This window comes from Mycobacterium sp., from assembly GCF_047975165.1.
Classification (GTDB): Bacteria; Actinomycetota; Actinomycetes; order Mycobacteriales; family Mycobacteriaceae; genus Mycobacterium.
This window is the reverse complement of record NZ_JBKECZ010000052.1, coordinates 1-16,497: the sequence shown is the minus strand read 5'-3', so window position 1 is coordinate 16,497 and position 16,497 is coordinate 1. Positions and strand designations below refer to the sequence as shown.

Below are 16,497 nucleotides of genomic sequence, written 5' to 3'. Positions count from 1 at the left end.
TTCCAACGCCTGGTCCTGCACGCCGGCGAACGCGGCTGCACCAAACCCGGCTGCGACACCCCCGCCGCCCACTGCGAAGTCCACCACGTCACCGGCTGGACCAAAACCAGGCGCACCGACATCAACGACCTCACCCTGGCCTGCGGCCCCCACAACCGCCTGGCAGAAAACGGCTGGACCACCCGAAAAAACAGTCGCGGCCACACCGAATGGATCCCACCCCCACACCTCGACACCGGACAACCCCGCGTCAACAACTTCCACCACCCCGAACGACACTTCACCCGCCGGCAAGCCGAGGAAGCAGGGGAAGACGGGGCCCGGGAAGCCGGGAACGCCGGGGAAGACGAGGCCGGCGAAGCCGGGGCCGGAGCCGGGGAAGCCGCGGGGCGCGGGGCGGACGAGGCAGGGGAGAATCGGCACTACCGGCCCGACCGGGCCGAAGCAGAAGATCCCGGCGCGGCGTAGCAGCGCGCGCACCGGCACCCAAACCCTTTACCGCACCTACACGCCCGCCGCAGCGCGCGCACCGGCGCGGCGACCAAAGAACGACCCCTCCCCCAATTGTGTACCGCTCGCGTACCCCTTGCCGTCCTGGGCGATGTTGGATGCGCACGCGCCGGCCGCGTACAGACCGCGCACCCGTGAGCCGTCCTCGCGCAGCACCTCGCCGTCCACCGATACCGTCAGTCCACCGATGGTGAATCCCGAGTACATCGCCCGCCCCAGCGAGAGGTCGAACACCGCCCAGGGGCCCTTATCCTGTGGCGCAAGGCATTCCGGCTGCTTGTGGAAGTCCGGATCCTCGCCTCGGGCCGCGAATTCGTTATAGCGATCCAGCGTCGCGGCAAGGTTGCCCGCAGGGATGCCCAGTGCTTGCTCCATCTCGGCGATGGTCTCGTATCCGTCCAGGAATCGGATCAGCGGCATCGCCGGCATCTGCATGTGTGCCTCGTCGACGACCAGATACGCCGTCTGCTCCGACTGCTCCAGCACGAACGCGGAGGTCCGCGAATGGTAGGAGTCTTCGGCGACGAACCGCCGGCCGTCCTTGTTGACTATCACACCGGTCAGCAGAATCTCCGGCGGATAGGCCGCCGCGGTGATGAACACCTCGTCCATGTGCTTGGTCGCCCCGCCCGCGGAGACGCCCAGCCGGATGCCCAGTCCGTCGTCGTTGGGATTGGCCAGGATGAACGGTGCCGTCAGGGCGGGGGATCCTTCACGTCGAGGCGGGCCGAGCACTGGGGTGTGCTCGGCAACCATATCCGAGTTCATCGCGAAACCCCCGGCGGCGATGATGACGGCCTTGGCCCGTACAGCACCCGTCTCGCTGAAGCGCTTCCACTTCACCCCGGCCACCGCACCATCGTCGTCGATGATCAGATTGGTCGCACCGGTCTCGAAAAGGGTTCGCACACCCAATTCGCCTGCCCGCTTGACCAGCAGGTCGATTACCATCGCCGCGCCGCCCAACTCGCCGGGCACCGGCACGGAGTGCCCCCGCGGCGCCGGCGCGGCCCGCTCGCAGAACGGCCACACCTTCTCGTTTCCGGTGTAACTGAGACCCTCGGTGCCCGGGGGCACAACCACCTTGCCCGGGTAGTAGCTGCGCTCGAACTGAAAGCCGAGTCCCTCAAGCCAGTTGAAATGCTCGACGCTGCCCTCACAGTAGGCGCGGATCTTGTCCAGCTCGGGTTCCCGCGACATTGCGACCAGGTATGCATACATCGCCTCCGGCGAATCGGATTTCCCCACCGCCTGCTGGACCGCCGTTCCGCCGCCGAGGTAGAAATGTCCGCCGGCCATTGAGGTGGTCCCGCCGGCCGCGACCGCCTTCTCGAGCACCAGAACCCGGGCTCCGGCAGCTGCGGCCGACACCGCCGCACAGCCCCCGGCGATGCCGAATCCGATGACCAGGACGTCGACCTCGTCCGACCACGAGTCGATCGTGTTCGCATTGATGGTGGCCGGGACCGAGGTGTTCACCGGCGCCACTCTAGAGGTTCCGTCCACCAGCCGATGCGGCGGTCGCCGCGGCTGACGAAGAACCGTCAGCTCGCGTCCGCCCCGAGATCCTGGCCGGCCTGCGCGGAAGCTGCCTGCCAAGACACCGCCGCCGGGAAGTCGCCCCATTTGCTGTTGAAGATCCCGATGATGTTCCCCGCTTCGCCGGCAGAAGTCAGGTACACCGGTCCACCGGAATCTCCCTGCTGAGTCTGGACACCGTTGGACATGGTGAACCAGCCGTTGTTGACGCTCTCCACCGTGCCGCAGGTTTCACCGGTGGTCACGCCGAAATGGCAGACCGGCTGGCCGGGGGCGGCGCTCACGGAGAGATTCGACACCAGACCCCGTCCCCCGGGCAGGATGTTGCTCACGGTGACGTCCCTATCCAGGGCGATCACCTCGTAGTCGTCTATTGGCTGGTCGGTCGCCACCGTCGAGCCGGTCGGCGTATTGTTCCGCGACGCGACCACATGGCCGATCGCATTGTTGTTGCTGTCGTATACCGCTCCCCCGCCCCGGCAGTGTCCCGCGCTGTATGCCAGGCGTCGACCGACGTCGACGAATCCCAGGGTGCACACGCGGTTGTCCTGGCGGATCTCCATACCCGGGAACACCAGCGGCGGGTCGGCTTCGGCGGTCACCGGGAAGAATCCGGAGGTGACCGCCGCAAGCACTACCGCCGCCAGGATCAGCGATGCCGTCCACGCGGTCGATGCCAGGCGGCGCATTTTCGGCTCCGATCGTCTGGGGTCTGGAGGATCGAGTCTGGGGGCTGGAGTCTGGCACCCAAACTCGACACTAAGACATCGCGGAAAACGTCGCAGGCGTTACCGAGACGTGATCAGAGGGTTATTTCCGGTGCTCGGGCAGCCGGGGCAGCCGGGGGCGGCGGGCATGGTGCGGCAGCCACCCGGGCGGTCCGAAGACGTAGCCGAGCCGATCGCGCAACCGCGTCGCCGATCGCCAGTCGGCGACGATCGCCACGTATTCGCGGGTCTGCAGCGTCCAGATGTTGAACGTGTCGACCTGTTTGGTCAACCCGTAGTGCGGGCGGAACAGCTCCCGCTGGAAGCTGCCGAACATGCGGTCCCACAGGATGAGAATCCCGCCGTAATTCCTGTCCAGGTAGAGCCGGTCCATGCCGTGGTGGACCCGGTGATGCGAGGGTGTGTTGAAGACGAACTCGAACCAACGTGGCAGTTTTCCGACGCGCTCGGTGTGCACCCAGAACTGATAGATCAGATTCAGCGACCAGCTGAAGAACACCATCCACGGCGGCAGGCCCAGTAGTGGCAGCGGAACCCACATCAGGATCTCCCCGCTGTTGTTCCACTTCTGGCGCAGCGCCGTGGCGAAGTTGAAGTACTGGCTCGAATGATGCGCCTGATGGGTGGCCCAGATAAGCCGGACGCGGTGTGCGAGGCGGTGATAGGCGTAGAAGAGCAGGTCGACACCCAGGATCGCGACCACCCAGGTGTACCACCGGGCCTCAGGCAGATGCCACGGCGCGGCGTAGGCGAATATCGCGGTGTATCCCAGCAGTGCCAGAGCTTTCCAGCCGGCAGTGGTTGCTATCGAAACCAACCCCATCGACATGCTCGCCACGGAATCGCGGACGAGAAAGGCGCCCGGCAAAGCCCGGGACGATGTGTGTTCAGAGAGCGTGTGTTCAGAGAGTGTGTGTTCTGCTTCGGCCCCGGTCGCACTGCGGGCCTCTACCTTCTCGAGCTTGCGCGCCGCCGACCATTCCAGCGTCAGCAGCACCAGGAAGAACGGGATCGCGAACAACACCGGATCCCGCATCGGGGCCGGCAGCGCTGAGAAAACGCCGGTCAAACTAGAAATAGCCACCTTCGGAGCCCAAGTGCACAGAACAGTACGTGTTACAGGCGATCGCTGCGAACAGGGCTGCGCCGTCCAATGTCAGCGCGGGGTTTTGGTTCTTCACGTCGGTGACGACCTGCAGCCCGGTTTCGCCGTTGTTCATCAACCCGCACACGGCGTGGGCGGACGCAATGGCCTGCCCGGGATCGGGGACGGTGATGCCCGCTGTGGCCAATTCGGACAGGAACATCGAATCCTCGTCCGGGTCGCTGTGCGCGGGCGCCGCCAGGACTATCGCCGTGACGAGGCCGACGAGCACGGATGTCACTCTCACCAGCAGCCCCCTACTGCCCCTCGGGCAAGACGACTTTGAGTTTGTCCTTCGAGACGTGCACGGCGTGGATGCCGGGCTTCTTCGACAACTCCTCCAACAGGCCGTCCAATCCTGCCTTGTCGACGTTCCAATGCTGTACCGACTCCGGTTCCTTCTGCAGCTTGGCGATGACGGCGTCGAGCTTGACCGGCTCCACCGGGCGCTTGCTGCCCGGGCCGTCCTTGCCGTCCTTGCCGCCGCCAGCCCTGGCCCGGGCGCCGCTGCCGCTCAGAACCTGGGCACCGGCGGTGCCCAGGACGCCGCCGGTCATCGCGCCCAACGCCATCTGATTGACCAGGTTCGCCGGAACCCCGGCCGCGGGGGCCGCGAACATACTGCTGGCCGGGCCCATGCTGGACACCATTCGCACCGCCGGGGTCGCCGAGGCCCAACTCGGCGGTACCGACAGCTTGCCGATCACATTGGCCTCACCGGCGCCCGCCGACACAGTGCTGGTGGTCATGCTCGGCAGACCGGCATTGGGCACCATACCCAGCCCGGCCCCCAACGACGACTTCGGGATGTTCTCAATCGGGGGCTTCCAGAACACCTTGAACTCGGTCATACCGAGGTTCGGTCCGCTCATCCCGTCGTTGAACACAGTGCTGAACCGGCCGGAGTCGGCGACGATCCCGAAGGCGTTCTCCCAGGTCTCGGCGGCCAGCGGCGTCCCGGTCAGAACATTGAGCAACTCCCCCATACTGTCCATGTAGTTGGTGGACGCCTCACCGAGTGCCGTAAGTACTTCGCTGACCGCGTCGAACGGGAACGGCAGTGCGGCCGCGCTCGCGGCGGCGCTCGCCACCGTGGTGGTAGCCGCGGTGCCGGCGGAGGAAACGCCGGCCTGCGCGGCTGCGGCGGCTTGGTTGGCCAGGCCGGCGGGGTTGGCGACTTGCGGCGGGTCGGCGAACGGTGTCAGCTGCGAGGCTGCCGCCGACGCAGCGGCGTAGCCGAACATCGCGGCGGTGTCCTGCGCCCACATCTCGGCGTACTGTGCTTCCAGCATCGCGATGGCGCCGGTGTTCTGCCCGAAGATGTTCGTCGCCACCAGTAGCGCGACCTCGCTGCGGTTGACCGCGATCTGCGGCGGCGGCACCACCGCCGCAAATGCTGCCTCGTAGGCGCCGGCCGCGGCCTTCGCCTGATCGCCGGCCAGCTTGGCCTGCGCCGCGGTGGCCGACATCCACGTCACGTAGGGCGCTGCCGCGGCGGCCATCGCCGCGGCCGACGGGCCGGTCCAGGTTTCGGCGGCCAGGCCCTCGACGATCGAACCGTAGCTGGCCGCGGTGGATTGCAGTTCGGCGGCCAGCGCATCCCAGGCCGTAGCCGCGGCGATCATCGGACCGGCACCCGGTCCGGCATACATCAAGGCGGAGGTGATCTCCGGTGGTCGCTCCCCGAAACTCATCGGCCCCGCCTTCTTGCCCCGCACAACATTCTCGGCAACCCCGTTCAGTCTGCCGGTATCACGATGATGGTCGCGCTGGTCGCGACGTCTTCGGCCGCGTCGGCCCCGGAAACAGCACCCGTTTTCGCCCCGGCCGCGCCGCTGCCGACGGTGCGTACGGTGGCCCCGGCCAGGGCACGGCCGGCCAGGCTCGCCATGGCCATCTCGCCGAACAGGCCACCCTCGGCGGCAGCCGGGGCGGCCGCGAGAGCCTCCGGGGTAGCAGCCGGCAGCACCGAGGTCAACGAACGCAGAACGGGAGCGGCCTGCACCCATCCCTGCGGCACCGACAGGGAACCGACCAGCGTGGACTGCCCGATCGACCCGGCCGGCGTCACCGTCGCGACGTAGCCGCCGCGCAGCGGCGCAAGTGCCGCGGCACCAGCCTTCCCACTGCCGCTCAGCAGGGCGGCAACACCCGGGCTGTTCTGCGAGAGACCGAGGATCTGCAGTGCGTACAGCCACCAGCCGCCGCCCAGGACGTACGGGATGATCGGACTGTAGGCGCCGGTCACGGCGGCGAAAATGGGCCGGACCGTCACGACGAACGGGTTGATGGCATCGATGATCGTGGCCGCGGGGGTGGCCGCGGCCGGGGCGGCGGGAGCGGTGGCAGCCGTCGCCAAATTCTGCAGCATCGTTGGGAACAGGTTCATCAGCTGCGACAGCTGCATTTGGATGTCCGACGCGGCCGCGCTGCCGGCGGCTTGGGCGACCGCCGTCGATTGACCGGCCAGTCCCGCCGGGTTGGTGGTTTCCGGGGGTGCCGCGAACGGTGTCAGCACCGAGGCGGCCGCCGATGCCGCCGCGTAGGCGTACATCGCGGCCGAGTCCTGGGCCCAGAACTCCGCGTACTCGGCTTCTGTCATCGCGATTGCCGCGGTGTTCTGTCCGAAAAGATTCGTGGCGATCAGGGTCAGCAGCTGGGCGCGATTGAGCTCGATCGCCGGGGGCGGCACCGTCGAGACGAACGCGGCCTCGTAGGCTCCGGCAGCGAGCTTGGCCTGCAGGGCCGCCTGTTCGGCTTGGGTGGCGGTCAGGGTCATCCACGAAATGTACGGCGCCACGGCGGTTGTCATTGCGGTAGCGGCCGGGCCATACCAGGTGCCGATGGTCATCCCGTCGATCGCCGAGTGGTAGGCGGCCGCGCTGGAATGCAATTCGGCGGCAAGGGCGTCCCAGGCCGCCGCGGCAGCCAACATCGAAGCCGACCCCGCGCCGGTGTACATCCGCCCGGAGTTGATTTCCGGCGGTAGCGCCCCGAAGTCCATCCAGTTCCCCTCGGTTGCTCGTCGCAGCCATAGTAGCCACGGCACGGGAGTTCCGCCGATAGACCGGCCGACGTCATAGGGCACTCACCAAAAACCCAAATCTCGCGCTGCGCTCGGGCGCCTCCCCGGCGGCTGCCGGCCGTTTCCAGCGGGGCGAGTGCTCAGTCCGACTTCTTCTCGGCCACCGCCGCCCTGAGCCCCTCGGCGAGGTCGTCACGCGTCAGCTCCCGGAACCGGCTCAGCTGGGCCTCACTGAACTCGCCGAGCTCGCTGTTCAACACGGCGTCCAGATCCTCGTCGTCGAGCCGGAAGCTGCGGTGATCGCGTGCCTTCTCCACCACGTTGCGCACGAAGCCGGCGTTGCCGAGCATGTCGATGCCGCGGATCAGGTCGCCGTCCTCGGAATACGATTCGTCGAGGTAGAACTTGGTGTAGGAGGGCAGCAGCACGGCGGCCTCGTCATCGTGGATGATGTCTTCGTTTTCCCGGCCCATCAGTCCGGTCAGCGCGATCAGTTCGTCCGGTGTGTAGCTGTAGAACTCGATGACGGTGGAAAAGCGTCGGCGCAGGCCCTGATTCACCTCGAGCATCTTCTCCATGGCCTTGGCATAGCCGGCGCCGAACACCACGAGCTCGTCGCGATGGTTCTCCATGTACAGCAGCAGGGTGTTGATGATCGCGTTGCCGTACGGGTCGCCCTGGGAATAGCCCTTTTCGTGCAGGGTGTGCATTTCGTCGAAGAACACCGCGCCGCCCAGCGCGGCTTCGAGCATCTCTTCGGTGTTCTTCTCGGCATCGGCCATGTAGCGGCCGAGAAGTTTGGTGCGGCTGGTCTCGACCACCATCGGCTTGCGCAACACCGTCAATCCGCACAGCTGTTTGCTGAACGCGCGAGCCACCGATGTCTTTCCGGTGCCGGGCGGCCCCAGCAGCAAGGTGTGACGTGACGTCACGGGAACGGGGAGCCCCATCTTTGCGCGCGCCAGGTTCACCTTCGTCGTCGACTTGATGAGCTTGATTTCCTTCTTGGCCTGCTCCATTCCGAGCATCTTGTTGAGCTCGGCGTCGCCTTCGGCCAGATACTTGGCGGCATCCTCCGCATGGCGGGCGGCCTCGGCCTGTGCCCGCGACGGCGCGCTCTCCGGATCCCAGGGGTCGGTGCGCGCCTCGATCGTTTCCGGGTCGGTCAGGACCAGCCGGAAGTTGGGATTGTCCAGCGCCTCGCGGGCCGGGGTGAACTTGGCGTCCCGGGAGTACACGCGGCGCAGCAGCTCAACGGCCTCTTCCTCCCGGCCGACGTGGCGCATGCACATGCCCTGGGTGTACAGGGCGATATTGGCGGCGCCGGGAACCCGGTCCCCCTCGATGGCGTCCTGCCCGCGGCGATAGGCCTCCTCGAAGACGCCGAGCGAGGCCAGCGCCGTGGTCGCCATCGCGGCTCCAGCCGCCTTCAGCTCGGGGTGTCGCCACGGGGTGCCCTCGGGGAACTGGGCAAGAACGTCCGGCCACCGCTTGGTGCGGAAGTACAGCACGCCACGTACGTACCTGACCAACTCCGTATCGAAGGGGTGTCGAGGTTCGGTGGAATCGAGCAGCTTGGCGGCCTCGTCGTAGCGCTTGTTCTCCGCGAGCACCGCTGCGTATACGCAGGCCAGGGCGTCGACACTGGTTACAGCCAACCGGAGGAACAATCCGTCGGAAACCTCGGGGCGAAACTGCAAGTCGGTAACCCCGAGACGGCGGGTCTCCCAGCCGAAGGTCCGTACCGCCGCCCATGCGCCGGCGAGTACCTCGATACTCTGCTCCCCGGCGTATATCCGTGCCAGCCAGGCATCGCACATCGCGGGGTCCAGCTTGGTGGCGGTGGTGAACATCTGCGTAGCCACCTGCGGGTTATGGCTGGGTTGCAGTCCGTTGACCGAGATCCCCGACGCCAGGAGGCCCGCGACCATGGCGTTCCTGGCATCGTCGGCGGTCGACTGCGCGCGAGTCATTGCTGTGCAGAGCTCGTCGCGGGTTCCACTTCGTGGCTGAGGTGGTGACTGAGGTGGTCGTTCAGGTGCAACTCGAGTTCGTCGTGTTCGGCGCCGTGGTCGGCCAATTCGCGGCTCGGTACGACCAGTTGCGGTCTGCTGGCAGGAGCGGCCATGCTGGCACGCACGGCCGCCAACTGGCGACCGGTCAGCCGGTTGAGTCCAGCGGTCAACGCCTTGGGCAGTCGCGCTTCGCTGTGATAGCGCACCCAGGCGGACGCCCGGCGTCGGCCTGCCACGGTCGTCAATCGCACGGTAACCACAGTAGTGCCAACCTCCGGTGCGTCGGCGAGCCACACGTCGCTCAGCGTCTGCGAGTTGATGTCGGCCGGCGTCACCCAGAAACTTGTCACATACCCGGTGGAGTGCTTCAGGTACCGCCAACCCGGGCGACTCCACGTCGGTTCCAGGTCCGCCAGGATCTCGCCGTCCAATGCGTCGATCTCGTCGGCGGTCAGCGGGTGGGCGGTGCAACCGTGCCCGTCCAGGTCCTGAACCAATCGCTCGGCGGCTGCCACCAGGGTGGATGCCAACGAATCGCGGCACAGGACGGCATCCACATTGCGTTGCGGGTTCATTCGCAGCACCAACCAGGTGCGACGGCGGTCGGGAGTGTGTCGATCAGCGGTGTCGGCGCCGGGCCCCCAGCCTTCCGGGCTCCATTCGGCCAGCGAGGCAGAAGCCTTGGCTTCTTCCACCGCACCGTGCTCCTCAACCGAGACGATGTCGATCGCGTCGAGGTGGACGTCGAATTGACGCAACCCGTCGGCGACCACCGCCACCGGCAGCACCGCCGGCGTTCCCGATCGGTGACGATGCCGGCCGGGATGGTCGCCCCCACCGGCTTCGACCTGGATCGCGGCGACCAAGCGTCCGCCGTACTCGCGCACCCCCACGGTGTCCCGGCCGAACCGGCGGGTGAAGTCGGTCGCCGGCGTGCATCCGGCGCCCAGGGCCGTTCCCGGGTTGGTCGACCAATCCTGCAGCCAGGCAATCAGTGCGGAGACGACCGTGATCCCGCGGTAGGTGACGAGCGACAACAGGGCTATCAGGCTCGCAATGCCGACACCGACCCACCAGGCCACCCGGTTTTCACCCTGCCAGGAATCGGGGGCGTGACCGGCGAGCACCAGGGTGACCACGTCGACCACGAATACCGTGGTCAGCCGCGGCCAGGACAACGACAATCCGAACCTGTGCTGGGCCTTCATCGTTGCTTTCGCGATCGCCGCATCAACGTCGTCGTACCGAACACCGCACCGCCTATCAGTAGTGCCGCAGTCAAGCCCCCGGTGGCCACCCACACGGGCACCATGTCCCGCTCGGCGGGCGGCTCCGGCAGCGGCAGTGGCACCGAATGCTGCCTGGGCGCATGCGGAGGCCCCTTGGGGACATCCCACGTCAATGCCGCGACTGGGTCGATCAAACCGTATCCGACCTGGTTGTCCACCCCGCGGGCGGGAGGTCTGGCCGTGTGCAGCAGGCGCTGCATGACCTGATACGACGAGAGTTCGGGGAATTTCGCCCGGACGAGTGCCGCGACACCGGAAACGATCGCGGTCGCGAAACTGGTGCCCGCCGGTGCCAGCAAACTGTTGTCAGGGCCGTCGATGGCGTTGATCAAGCCGTCGTCACGCGGCGAGAGTCCCACGACATCGGTTCCGGGCGCCGCTATCGACACCCACGGCCCGGCGATGCTCATCTTGGACATCGGCTGCCCCTGACTGTCGACGGCGCCGACGGTGAGGACGTAGTCGCTGAACCATGAGGGTGTCACGACCGTGATGACGTTGTTCCAGCCGCGCGGGTCGTTGGGCGTCAGGGCATCGTAGCCGGGGTTCTGCTTGCAGTCTCTGTTGGTGCTGTCGCCCGCTGCCGCGACGATCAGCGCATTCTTGTCGACGGCGGCGTAGTACACCGCGGCCCCGAGGGTTTTCTGGTCGATGACATTGCGGGCGCTCATGCAGGTCACCAACGAAATGTTGATCACCGAAGCACCCATGTCGGCCGCGTGCACGATAGCCCGGGCCATCGTCTGGACGTTGTCGATCTTGGCCGCGGTCTGCGGGTCCTCGTCACCGGTGTAGGAATCCTTCAGCCCGAACGCACGGCTTTGCTGCCGGATCGAGATCACCTCGACCTCGGGGGCGATCCCGCTGTAGGCGTCCGGCGGCTGCGCAGGGCGCGGCGGAGGTGGCGGGGGCGAAGGGGGCGGCAGCGTTGGCTCGGGGCCGGCCGTGTCCGACGGTGCGCGCGGGTGCGTGTAGTCGACCGGCGTCACCTTCCCGCCGCCGGAATAGGCGGGAACCGTAATCGTTCCGCCGCCGTGATTGGCCGACGGCGCTTCCGCGGGGAAATCGCCCTCCGGCGGGGGCGGCGGCGGGGGCGGGGGCGGCGGTGGACCCGGAGGGGCCTCCTCCCCCTCCTCCGGCGGTGGCGGAGCCGGGACGACGGTCACCGTGGGGCCGGGGACCGGCGACAGGGTGATCGTCTCCGGCGGTGGCGGCTCCTCGGTGGTGGGGACGGTGACGGGCCGGCGGGGCGTTGCGGGCGGGGCCAGTGCCCCGTCGGCCGGTGCCGCTGCGATCATCGAGGCGACCAGGGTGCCGTGGGCGTCGCAATCGGCAAGTCCGTCGCCGTCCATCACGTAATCGCCGCCGGCGATCAGGCGCGGAAGTCGCGGGTGCGGAGTCACGCCGGTGTCGATGACGGCGACCTTGACGCCTTCGCCGCGGCCGAACTGCCACGCGTCCTTGATGTTCAGCATCGTCATGTAGCTCGGCGGCACGCGGAAGTTCGTGCCGGGTATCACCCCGACCTCGGTGCAGTAGGCATTCTGTTTCATCGGTGCGGCCGGGCCCGGCGGGCCGTCGGGCGGCACCGCCGCCGGATCTATCGTCGGTGGCGAGATCGCCAGGGCAGGCGGCATCCCGGCCAATGCGCCGCCGACAAGCACCACCGCGGCAACCGTGGCGGGCATGGCCGTGCCCGCCACACGACCGTGCCGCTTGTGGTGACTACCGGTAACGGATCGCTGCATAGATGTTCATCAACCAGAATGCCAGCGGGAAGATCGGCAGGAGACACAGGTACTCGAACCACTCGACGAGCTTGCGGAACAGCGGGCTGTAGATCGTGTTGGGAACGATCGCCGCAGCCGCCAGGCCGGCAGTCGGGAGCGCGACCAGGATTGCGGCCGCGACCGACACCGCCAGCGGAGATGCCAGCACCACCGCGTAGCGCACGGCTATCGCGGCCACGATGCTGACCGCGGTCCCGGCCAGGGTGATGGCCTGCCAGCGGTCGACATAGGAGCGGCCGCGCAGCAGCAGAAACCCGGTGATGAACGCCGCAAGGAGCAACGGCAGCCAGCGGTCATTCGTGCGCGGGTCGCACAATGCCGTCACCGACACGATCATCAGCACACCCAGTCCCACGAGCAGTCCGCTCAGGAACGACCGTGCGCGTTCGGCTTGCAGCAGGACGTCGCGGACCGAAGCCGGGCCTTCCAGGGTTGCCGGGCCGCCCTCGGTGCGGACCACCGTGGTGGGCAGGTCGGGCCGGGCCTCGAATACCCAGCGGCTGGTGGCGGACGGGAACACCGGCAGTCGGATGCCGGAGAACCGTCGGCACAGCGAGGGCCCGGCGTGGTACAGGATGACGCAGACCAGCACCAGGCAGCACAACAGGGTCACCGCGCTGGTGGCCGCAACCATCCGGAGCAGGCTCGCGGCCATCGTCAGACCCGCGACAGTCACGACCGCGGTGTAAACCCCCAGATGACGACCGGTGAACCGCAACGCAAGCGTGGTGGCGACCGTCAGCACCCCGAAGCCCAGCAGCGCTTGCGGAGACCCGACCGGACCCGGCGGCGCAGCGGCGGCTGCCACGGTCAGCGGGGTGATTCCACCCATCAATAAGATGTCCGCCACCCGGCGATCGGCATCGGTCGCGGCCCGGATCAGCAGCAAAACGGCCACCACCAGGACCAGCACCGCGACGATCGAGGAGAAGATCGTCGTCAGCCAGGTGTTGTGGTGCCAGCGCCACCAGCCGAGCACCGCCGACGCCAGGAACACTCCGATAGCCACCATGGCCGCGCCGACCTGAACGGCCACGACCGGGTCGATCGAGGTGAACCGCTTGCGCAGGTCCGCCGAGATGGCCGTCGAGATGTGCTCGATGACCTGTGATCGGTGTTCGGTGTCCGGGATGAACCGGATCCACAGCCGGTCGCCGTCGAACACGTCGTGCTCGCTCAACGACTGCGCGGCCCGCAGCGGGGTGCCGTCCACCAGGCACAACGCCCAGCGGCCACGGCCGGTGGCCTCCAGGGCCGGCTCTCCGAGCTCCCGGAGCCGGCCGTTGATCACTTTCAGCAGGGGGTCCGTCATCACCGAGACCGGGGCATTTGCGTCGAGCAGCATGCCGATCTGGATGCCCTCGCCTGCCATGACTCCGACGACGACAGCCCGAGAGGCCGAAACGCCCTCGACGTCTGCCTGTGGTGCGTCTGCTACTGCGGTCATCGTCGTGTGCTCCCTGTTGCCATTACATCCCTGTTGCCGCTACATCCCCGTTGCCGTTGCGCCGCGTCCGGCGCTGCGAGCCGAAAATCGGTCTTCAGTTTTCCAGCCCGCCCCGCGGCAGTATGCCGGGGTGGCATCTTGCTCGCATATTATGTTTGAAAATATTGTCAGACTGCATGTTTCGTAACAGTACTGTTAAGACCTGTTAAGACTTGTCAAGACCTGTTGAGCCCGCCTAGACCCTGTTGTGCGACTTCCAGTCCCCGTAGGGCAGGGTGTCCAGGACTGTCTTCACGCCGACCTGCACCAGCTGCGGGGTCGCTGGACAGATGGCCAGCCACGCTTCACCCGCTCCGGCGGTTCGCGCCTGCTGGTAGAGGGCGATCCGCCCACCCGAGCCGTCCTTCAGGGAAAGTACCGATGAACTGGGCCCCTTCGCGTCGTCCCGGTACTGGCGGGCGTACACCGCGACCTCGGCCGCCGGATCGGACAAGGCCTGTCCGAGCGCGGCCACCGTGGAGGCGCTGATACCCAGGCGCCGCAGATCTCCCCCGGAGAAAACGTTGAAGTCGGTTTCCTGCCAGGACTTGGTGGCCTCGAGCATTTCTTCCAGCGGAACGTTGACCGCGTTGATCGCCGCCGGGTCGGCGTGGTGGATCGACTCGAGACCGTCGAGAACCAGGGCGGCGATCGAGGCGCTGTCGGAGACGGTGACGTCGTCGACGGTGATGTCGTTGCCGACCCGGACCGCAGAAACCCAATGCCCAGCGCGGCGGGCCAGCACCACCCGGAATTCGTTGTCGGGGATATCCCGGGAACCGGGCTTTTGCTTGTCGTCCTCGACGATGCCGTAGAGCAGTTTGCCGCGGGACAGCAGTGAGACGACCTCGAGGTCCGGGGCGGCCAGCACCCTCATCCGGGCGGCGACGCTCTCGTTGACGGTGTCGCCGACGACGATGCCCTGCTCGCGCATGACCGCCATCCCCGGGTGATCATTGAGCCATTGGTTGTTGTCGGTGGATACATACGGCCGGCATCGCAGTTCCGGCGCAACGTGGCGGATGTCCAGCAGTGCCTGAAGCATCCAGAAGCCATCGACGTTGACGGTGATGTCGGTGCGCGTGCCCTGTTGGTCCATACCTGCCCTGCCTCTGCCTCAGCGGTCCTGGCTCGTTGTTGTTCGGTGTCCAACCGGATGCGGGGCGCGGCAGCACATCGTCGGGATATGCTGCCGCGCCCGCAGTCTCGGCTGTCAGGCCCAGCTGGAGCCGACGGCGTTGTCGGTCTGCGCCATGTTGTTGCCGGCGTTCTGGATCTTCATGCCGTGGGTGTTGGCCTGCTCGTAGATCACCTGGAAGTTCCGACCCAGCTGGGTGATGAACTCCTGGCAGGCGATCGAACCGGCGCCGCCCCAGAAGTCACCGGCAGCAAGCACATCGCGAACGATGGCCTGGTGCTCGGCCTCCAGGGAAGCGGCCTGGGCGCGGATGGTGGCGCCGTGGGCGTCCACATCGCCGAACTGGTAATTGATGGTCATGGTCGTTCTCCTAACTCGAGTGCGCGGGTAGGTGACTAGCTGCCGAGGATCGTCTGCGACGCCTGCTCTTGCTGCTCGTAGTTGTTGGCGTCACGGACGAGTCCGTCACGAACCCCGTGCAGCATGTTCACGATGTTGCGGAAAGCCTGGTTCATCTGAACCATCGTGTTCATCGAGGTGGCCTCGGCCAGACCGCGCCAGCCGGCGCCCGAGATGCTCTGCGAGGAAGCCATCATCCGACGAGCCTCGTCCTCAACCGTCTGGGCGTGAACTTCGAAACGGCCCGCCATGTCCCGCATAGCGTGCGGGTCAGTCAAAAAGCGTGTTGCCATGTTGCTTGTCTCCTTTTGCTTTTGTGGATGTGTTACTTGGAATTTTCAACCAGTTTGATTGATGTGACCGACCGGCTTCGGATACTCCGAAACCGTCAATCACCCGTAGCCATCGACAGTCTTGACCCTTTCTCTCATCCGGCTGCCGGCGAATGCGGGACCACGCTGGCACCGCGTGGCATCTCGAAACGAGGTTCTGCGTTTTCCGCTTCCCACTGTTTCCACTCAGCCCACTCATCCCACTCGTCGTTACCGGGTTCGATCGGTTCCGGATCGACCGCACCAGGCACCACGACGACGTCCTCGACACCTTCCTCAGACTCCTTCGACCAGTGGTCGTAGTCGTCCGGCGGAACGGCCGTACCCCAGCTCAGCGGAACCGATAGCCCGCAAAGCACGCCTGACTCGCCCCGCTTTGCCGCCACCGAGTCGGGTGGCAGTGGCGGACCAAGAGGCAGAAGCACGGTGCCCCCCTTCCAATGTCGATGCCGATACTTCCTTACCCGATGGCGAGGTCCTCGCCAACGAGTCACCGTAATACTAGGGCAATCCGGCGCCGGATGCCTCAAAAATCACAAATTAGTGACAGATTGCGAGCCGCGCAGCCGCGATGACGCAGGCAGCCAACCGAACAAACGGCCCCCGCGCCAACTCCATCGCGGACTTGGCGCAGGTCAAAGCCCCGGTGAACCCTGAGACCACCTCGGGCCTGGCTGGAGGCCGGAGCCTGGGGGCCGGAGGCCGGGGGCTGGAGGCCGGAGGCTGGAGGCCGGAGGCTGGGGGCTGGAGGCTGGGGGCCGGGAGCTGGGCGGTCGTCGACCCCGGCGCAGACGGATCACCAGCGGTGACTACTTCCAACCGATGGCGCCGCCGATGCGTAGCTATTGCACCTAGCCGATGCCGATCCTGGGGATCACGCTCGGGCGGTTCGGCGTCACATGCGGACTAGCGCCACCGCGCCCCAACGGGCCCCCGGGCATCCCCGCACCCGCACCACCGCCACCCATCGGCATCGGCATCGGCATCGGCATCATCCGCCCACCCATACCCGCCATGGCCCCCATCGCCGCCGCCTCAGCGGGTATCGCCGCACCCAAGCCCCGCATCGCCGAGGTCGCCATCCCCTTGGGCACCGAACCCT

14 protein-coding genes and 2 pseudogenes are annotated in these 16,497 nt (G+C 66.9%); 1 reads left to right on the top strand and 15 read right to left on the bottom strand.

Translation table 11 applies throughout. From position 1 onward, the window contains the following. Positions 1 to 276: pseudogene (locus ACK5M9_RS05755) on the top strand (HNH endonuclease signature motif containing protein); the annotation flags it as partial. Positions 277 to 504: 228 nt separating this feature from the next. On the opposite strand, the gene ACK5M9_RS05750 reads toward ACK5M9_RS05755, so the two are convergent. The 15 genes and pseudogenes from ACK5M9_RS05750 to ACK5M9_RS05680 form a co-directional block, all read right to left on the bottom strand. After that, positions 505 to 1,989, bottom strand: a complete 1,485-nt coding sequence (locus ACK5M9_RS05750; RefSeq protein WP_416892222.1) for an FAD-binding protein — start codon at positions 1,987 to 1,989, stop codon at positions 505 to 507. Positions 1,990 to 2,054: 65 nt separating this feature from the next. Further along, a complete protein-coding gene (locus ACK5M9_RS05745; RefSeq protein ID WP_416892221.1) occupies positions 2,055 to 2,738 on the bottom strand; it encodes a hypothetical protein in 684 nt (227 codons plus the stop codon). 121 nt (positions 2,739 to 2,859) lie between these two features. Further along, on the bottom strand, positions 2,860 to 3,855 hold the full coding sequence (locus tag ACK5M9_RS05740) for a sterol desaturase family protein (RefSeq protein ID WP_416892224.1): 996 nt from the start codon (positions 3,853 to 3,855) through the stop codon (positions 2,860 to 2,862). Then, a complete protein-coding gene (locus ACK5M9_RS05735) occupies positions 3,848 to 4,171 on the bottom strand; it encodes a DUF732 domain-containing protein (protein ID WP_416892223.1) in 324 nt (107 codons plus the stop codon). The genes ACK5M9_RS05740 and ACK5M9_RS05735 overlap by 8 nt, the downstream gene beginning before the upstream one ends. Positions 4,172 to 4,178: 7 nt before the next feature. Next, positions 4,179 to 5,615 carry a PPE family protein gene (locus ACK5M9_RS05730; RefSeq protein ID WP_416892220.1) on the bottom strand — a complete coding sequence of 479 codons (1,437 nt, stop codon included), beginning with the start codon at positions 5,613 to 5,615 and terminating at the stop codon, positions 4,179 to 4,181. Positions 5,616 to 5,659: 44 nt separating this feature from the next. Next, the gene (locus ACK5M9_RS05725) at positions 5,660 to 6,925 is read right to left on the bottom strand and encodes a PPE family protein (protein WP_416892219.1); all 1,266 of its coding nucleotides are present in this window, start codon (positions 6,923 to 6,925) and stop codon (positions 5,660 to 5,662) included. A 161-nt stretch (positions 6,926 to 7,086) separates the two neighbouring features. Next, positions 7,087 to 8,919 (bottom strand): type VII secretion AAA-ATPase EccA, encoded by a 1,833-nt coding sequence (eccA, locus tag ACK5M9_RS05720; RefSeq protein ID WP_416892218.1) that lies wholly within the window; start codon positions 8,917 to 8,919, stop codon positions 7,087 to 7,089. Next, entirely contained in the window at positions 8,916 to 10,169 is a 1,254-nt protein-coding gene (gene eccE / locus ACK5M9_RS05715; protein ID WP_416892217.1) for a type VII secretion protein EccE, read from the bottom strand. Before eccE ends, eccA begins: the two co-directional genes overlap by 4 nt. Beyond that, a complete protein-coding gene (mycP, locus tag ACK5M9_RS05710) occupies positions 10,166 to 11,998 on the bottom strand; it encodes a type VII secretion-associated serine protease mycosin (protein ID WP_416892216.1) in 1,833 nt (610 codons plus the stop codon). Before mycP ends, eccE begins: the two co-directional genes overlap by 4 nt. Further along, a complete protein-coding gene (gene eccD, locus ACK5M9_RS05705; protein WP_416892215.1) occupies positions 11,976 to 13,487 on the bottom strand; it encodes a type VII secretion integral membrane protein EccD in 1,512 nt (503 codons plus the stop codon). Before eccD ends, mycP begins: the two co-directional genes overlap by 23 nt. 235 nt (positions 13,488 to 13,722) lie before the next feature. Next, on the bottom strand, positions 13,723 to 14,625 hold the full coding sequence (locus tag ACK5M9_RS05700) for an ESX secretion-associated protein EspG (RefSeq protein WP_416892214.1): 903 nt from the start codon (positions 14,623 to 14,625) through the stop codon (positions 13,723 to 13,725). A gap of 114 nt (positions 14,626 to 14,739) precedes the next feature. Next, the gene (locus ACK5M9_RS05695; RefSeq protein WP_416892213.1) at positions 14,740 to 15,024 is read right to left on the bottom strand and encodes a WXG100 family type VII secretion target; all 285 of its coding nucleotides are present in this window, start codon (positions 15,022 to 15,024) and stop codon (positions 14,740 to 14,742) included. 35 nt (positions 15,025 to 15,059) lie between these two features. Next, entirely contained in the window at positions 15,060 to 15,356 is a 297-nt protein-coding gene (locus tag ACK5M9_RS05690; protein ID WP_416892212.1) for a WXG100 family type VII secretion target, read from the bottom strand. A gap of 134 nt (positions 15,357 to 15,490) precedes the next feature. Beyond that, on the bottom strand, positions 15,491 to 15,820 hold the full coding sequence (locus ACK5M9_RS05685; protein WP_416892211.1) for a hypothetical protein: 330 nt from the start codon (positions 15,818 to 15,820) through the stop codon (positions 15,491 to 15,493). Positions 15,821 to 16,246: 426 nt separating this feature from the next. After that, positions 16,247 to 16,497: pseudogene (locus ACK5M9_RS05680) on the bottom strand (hypothetical protein); the annotation flags it as partial.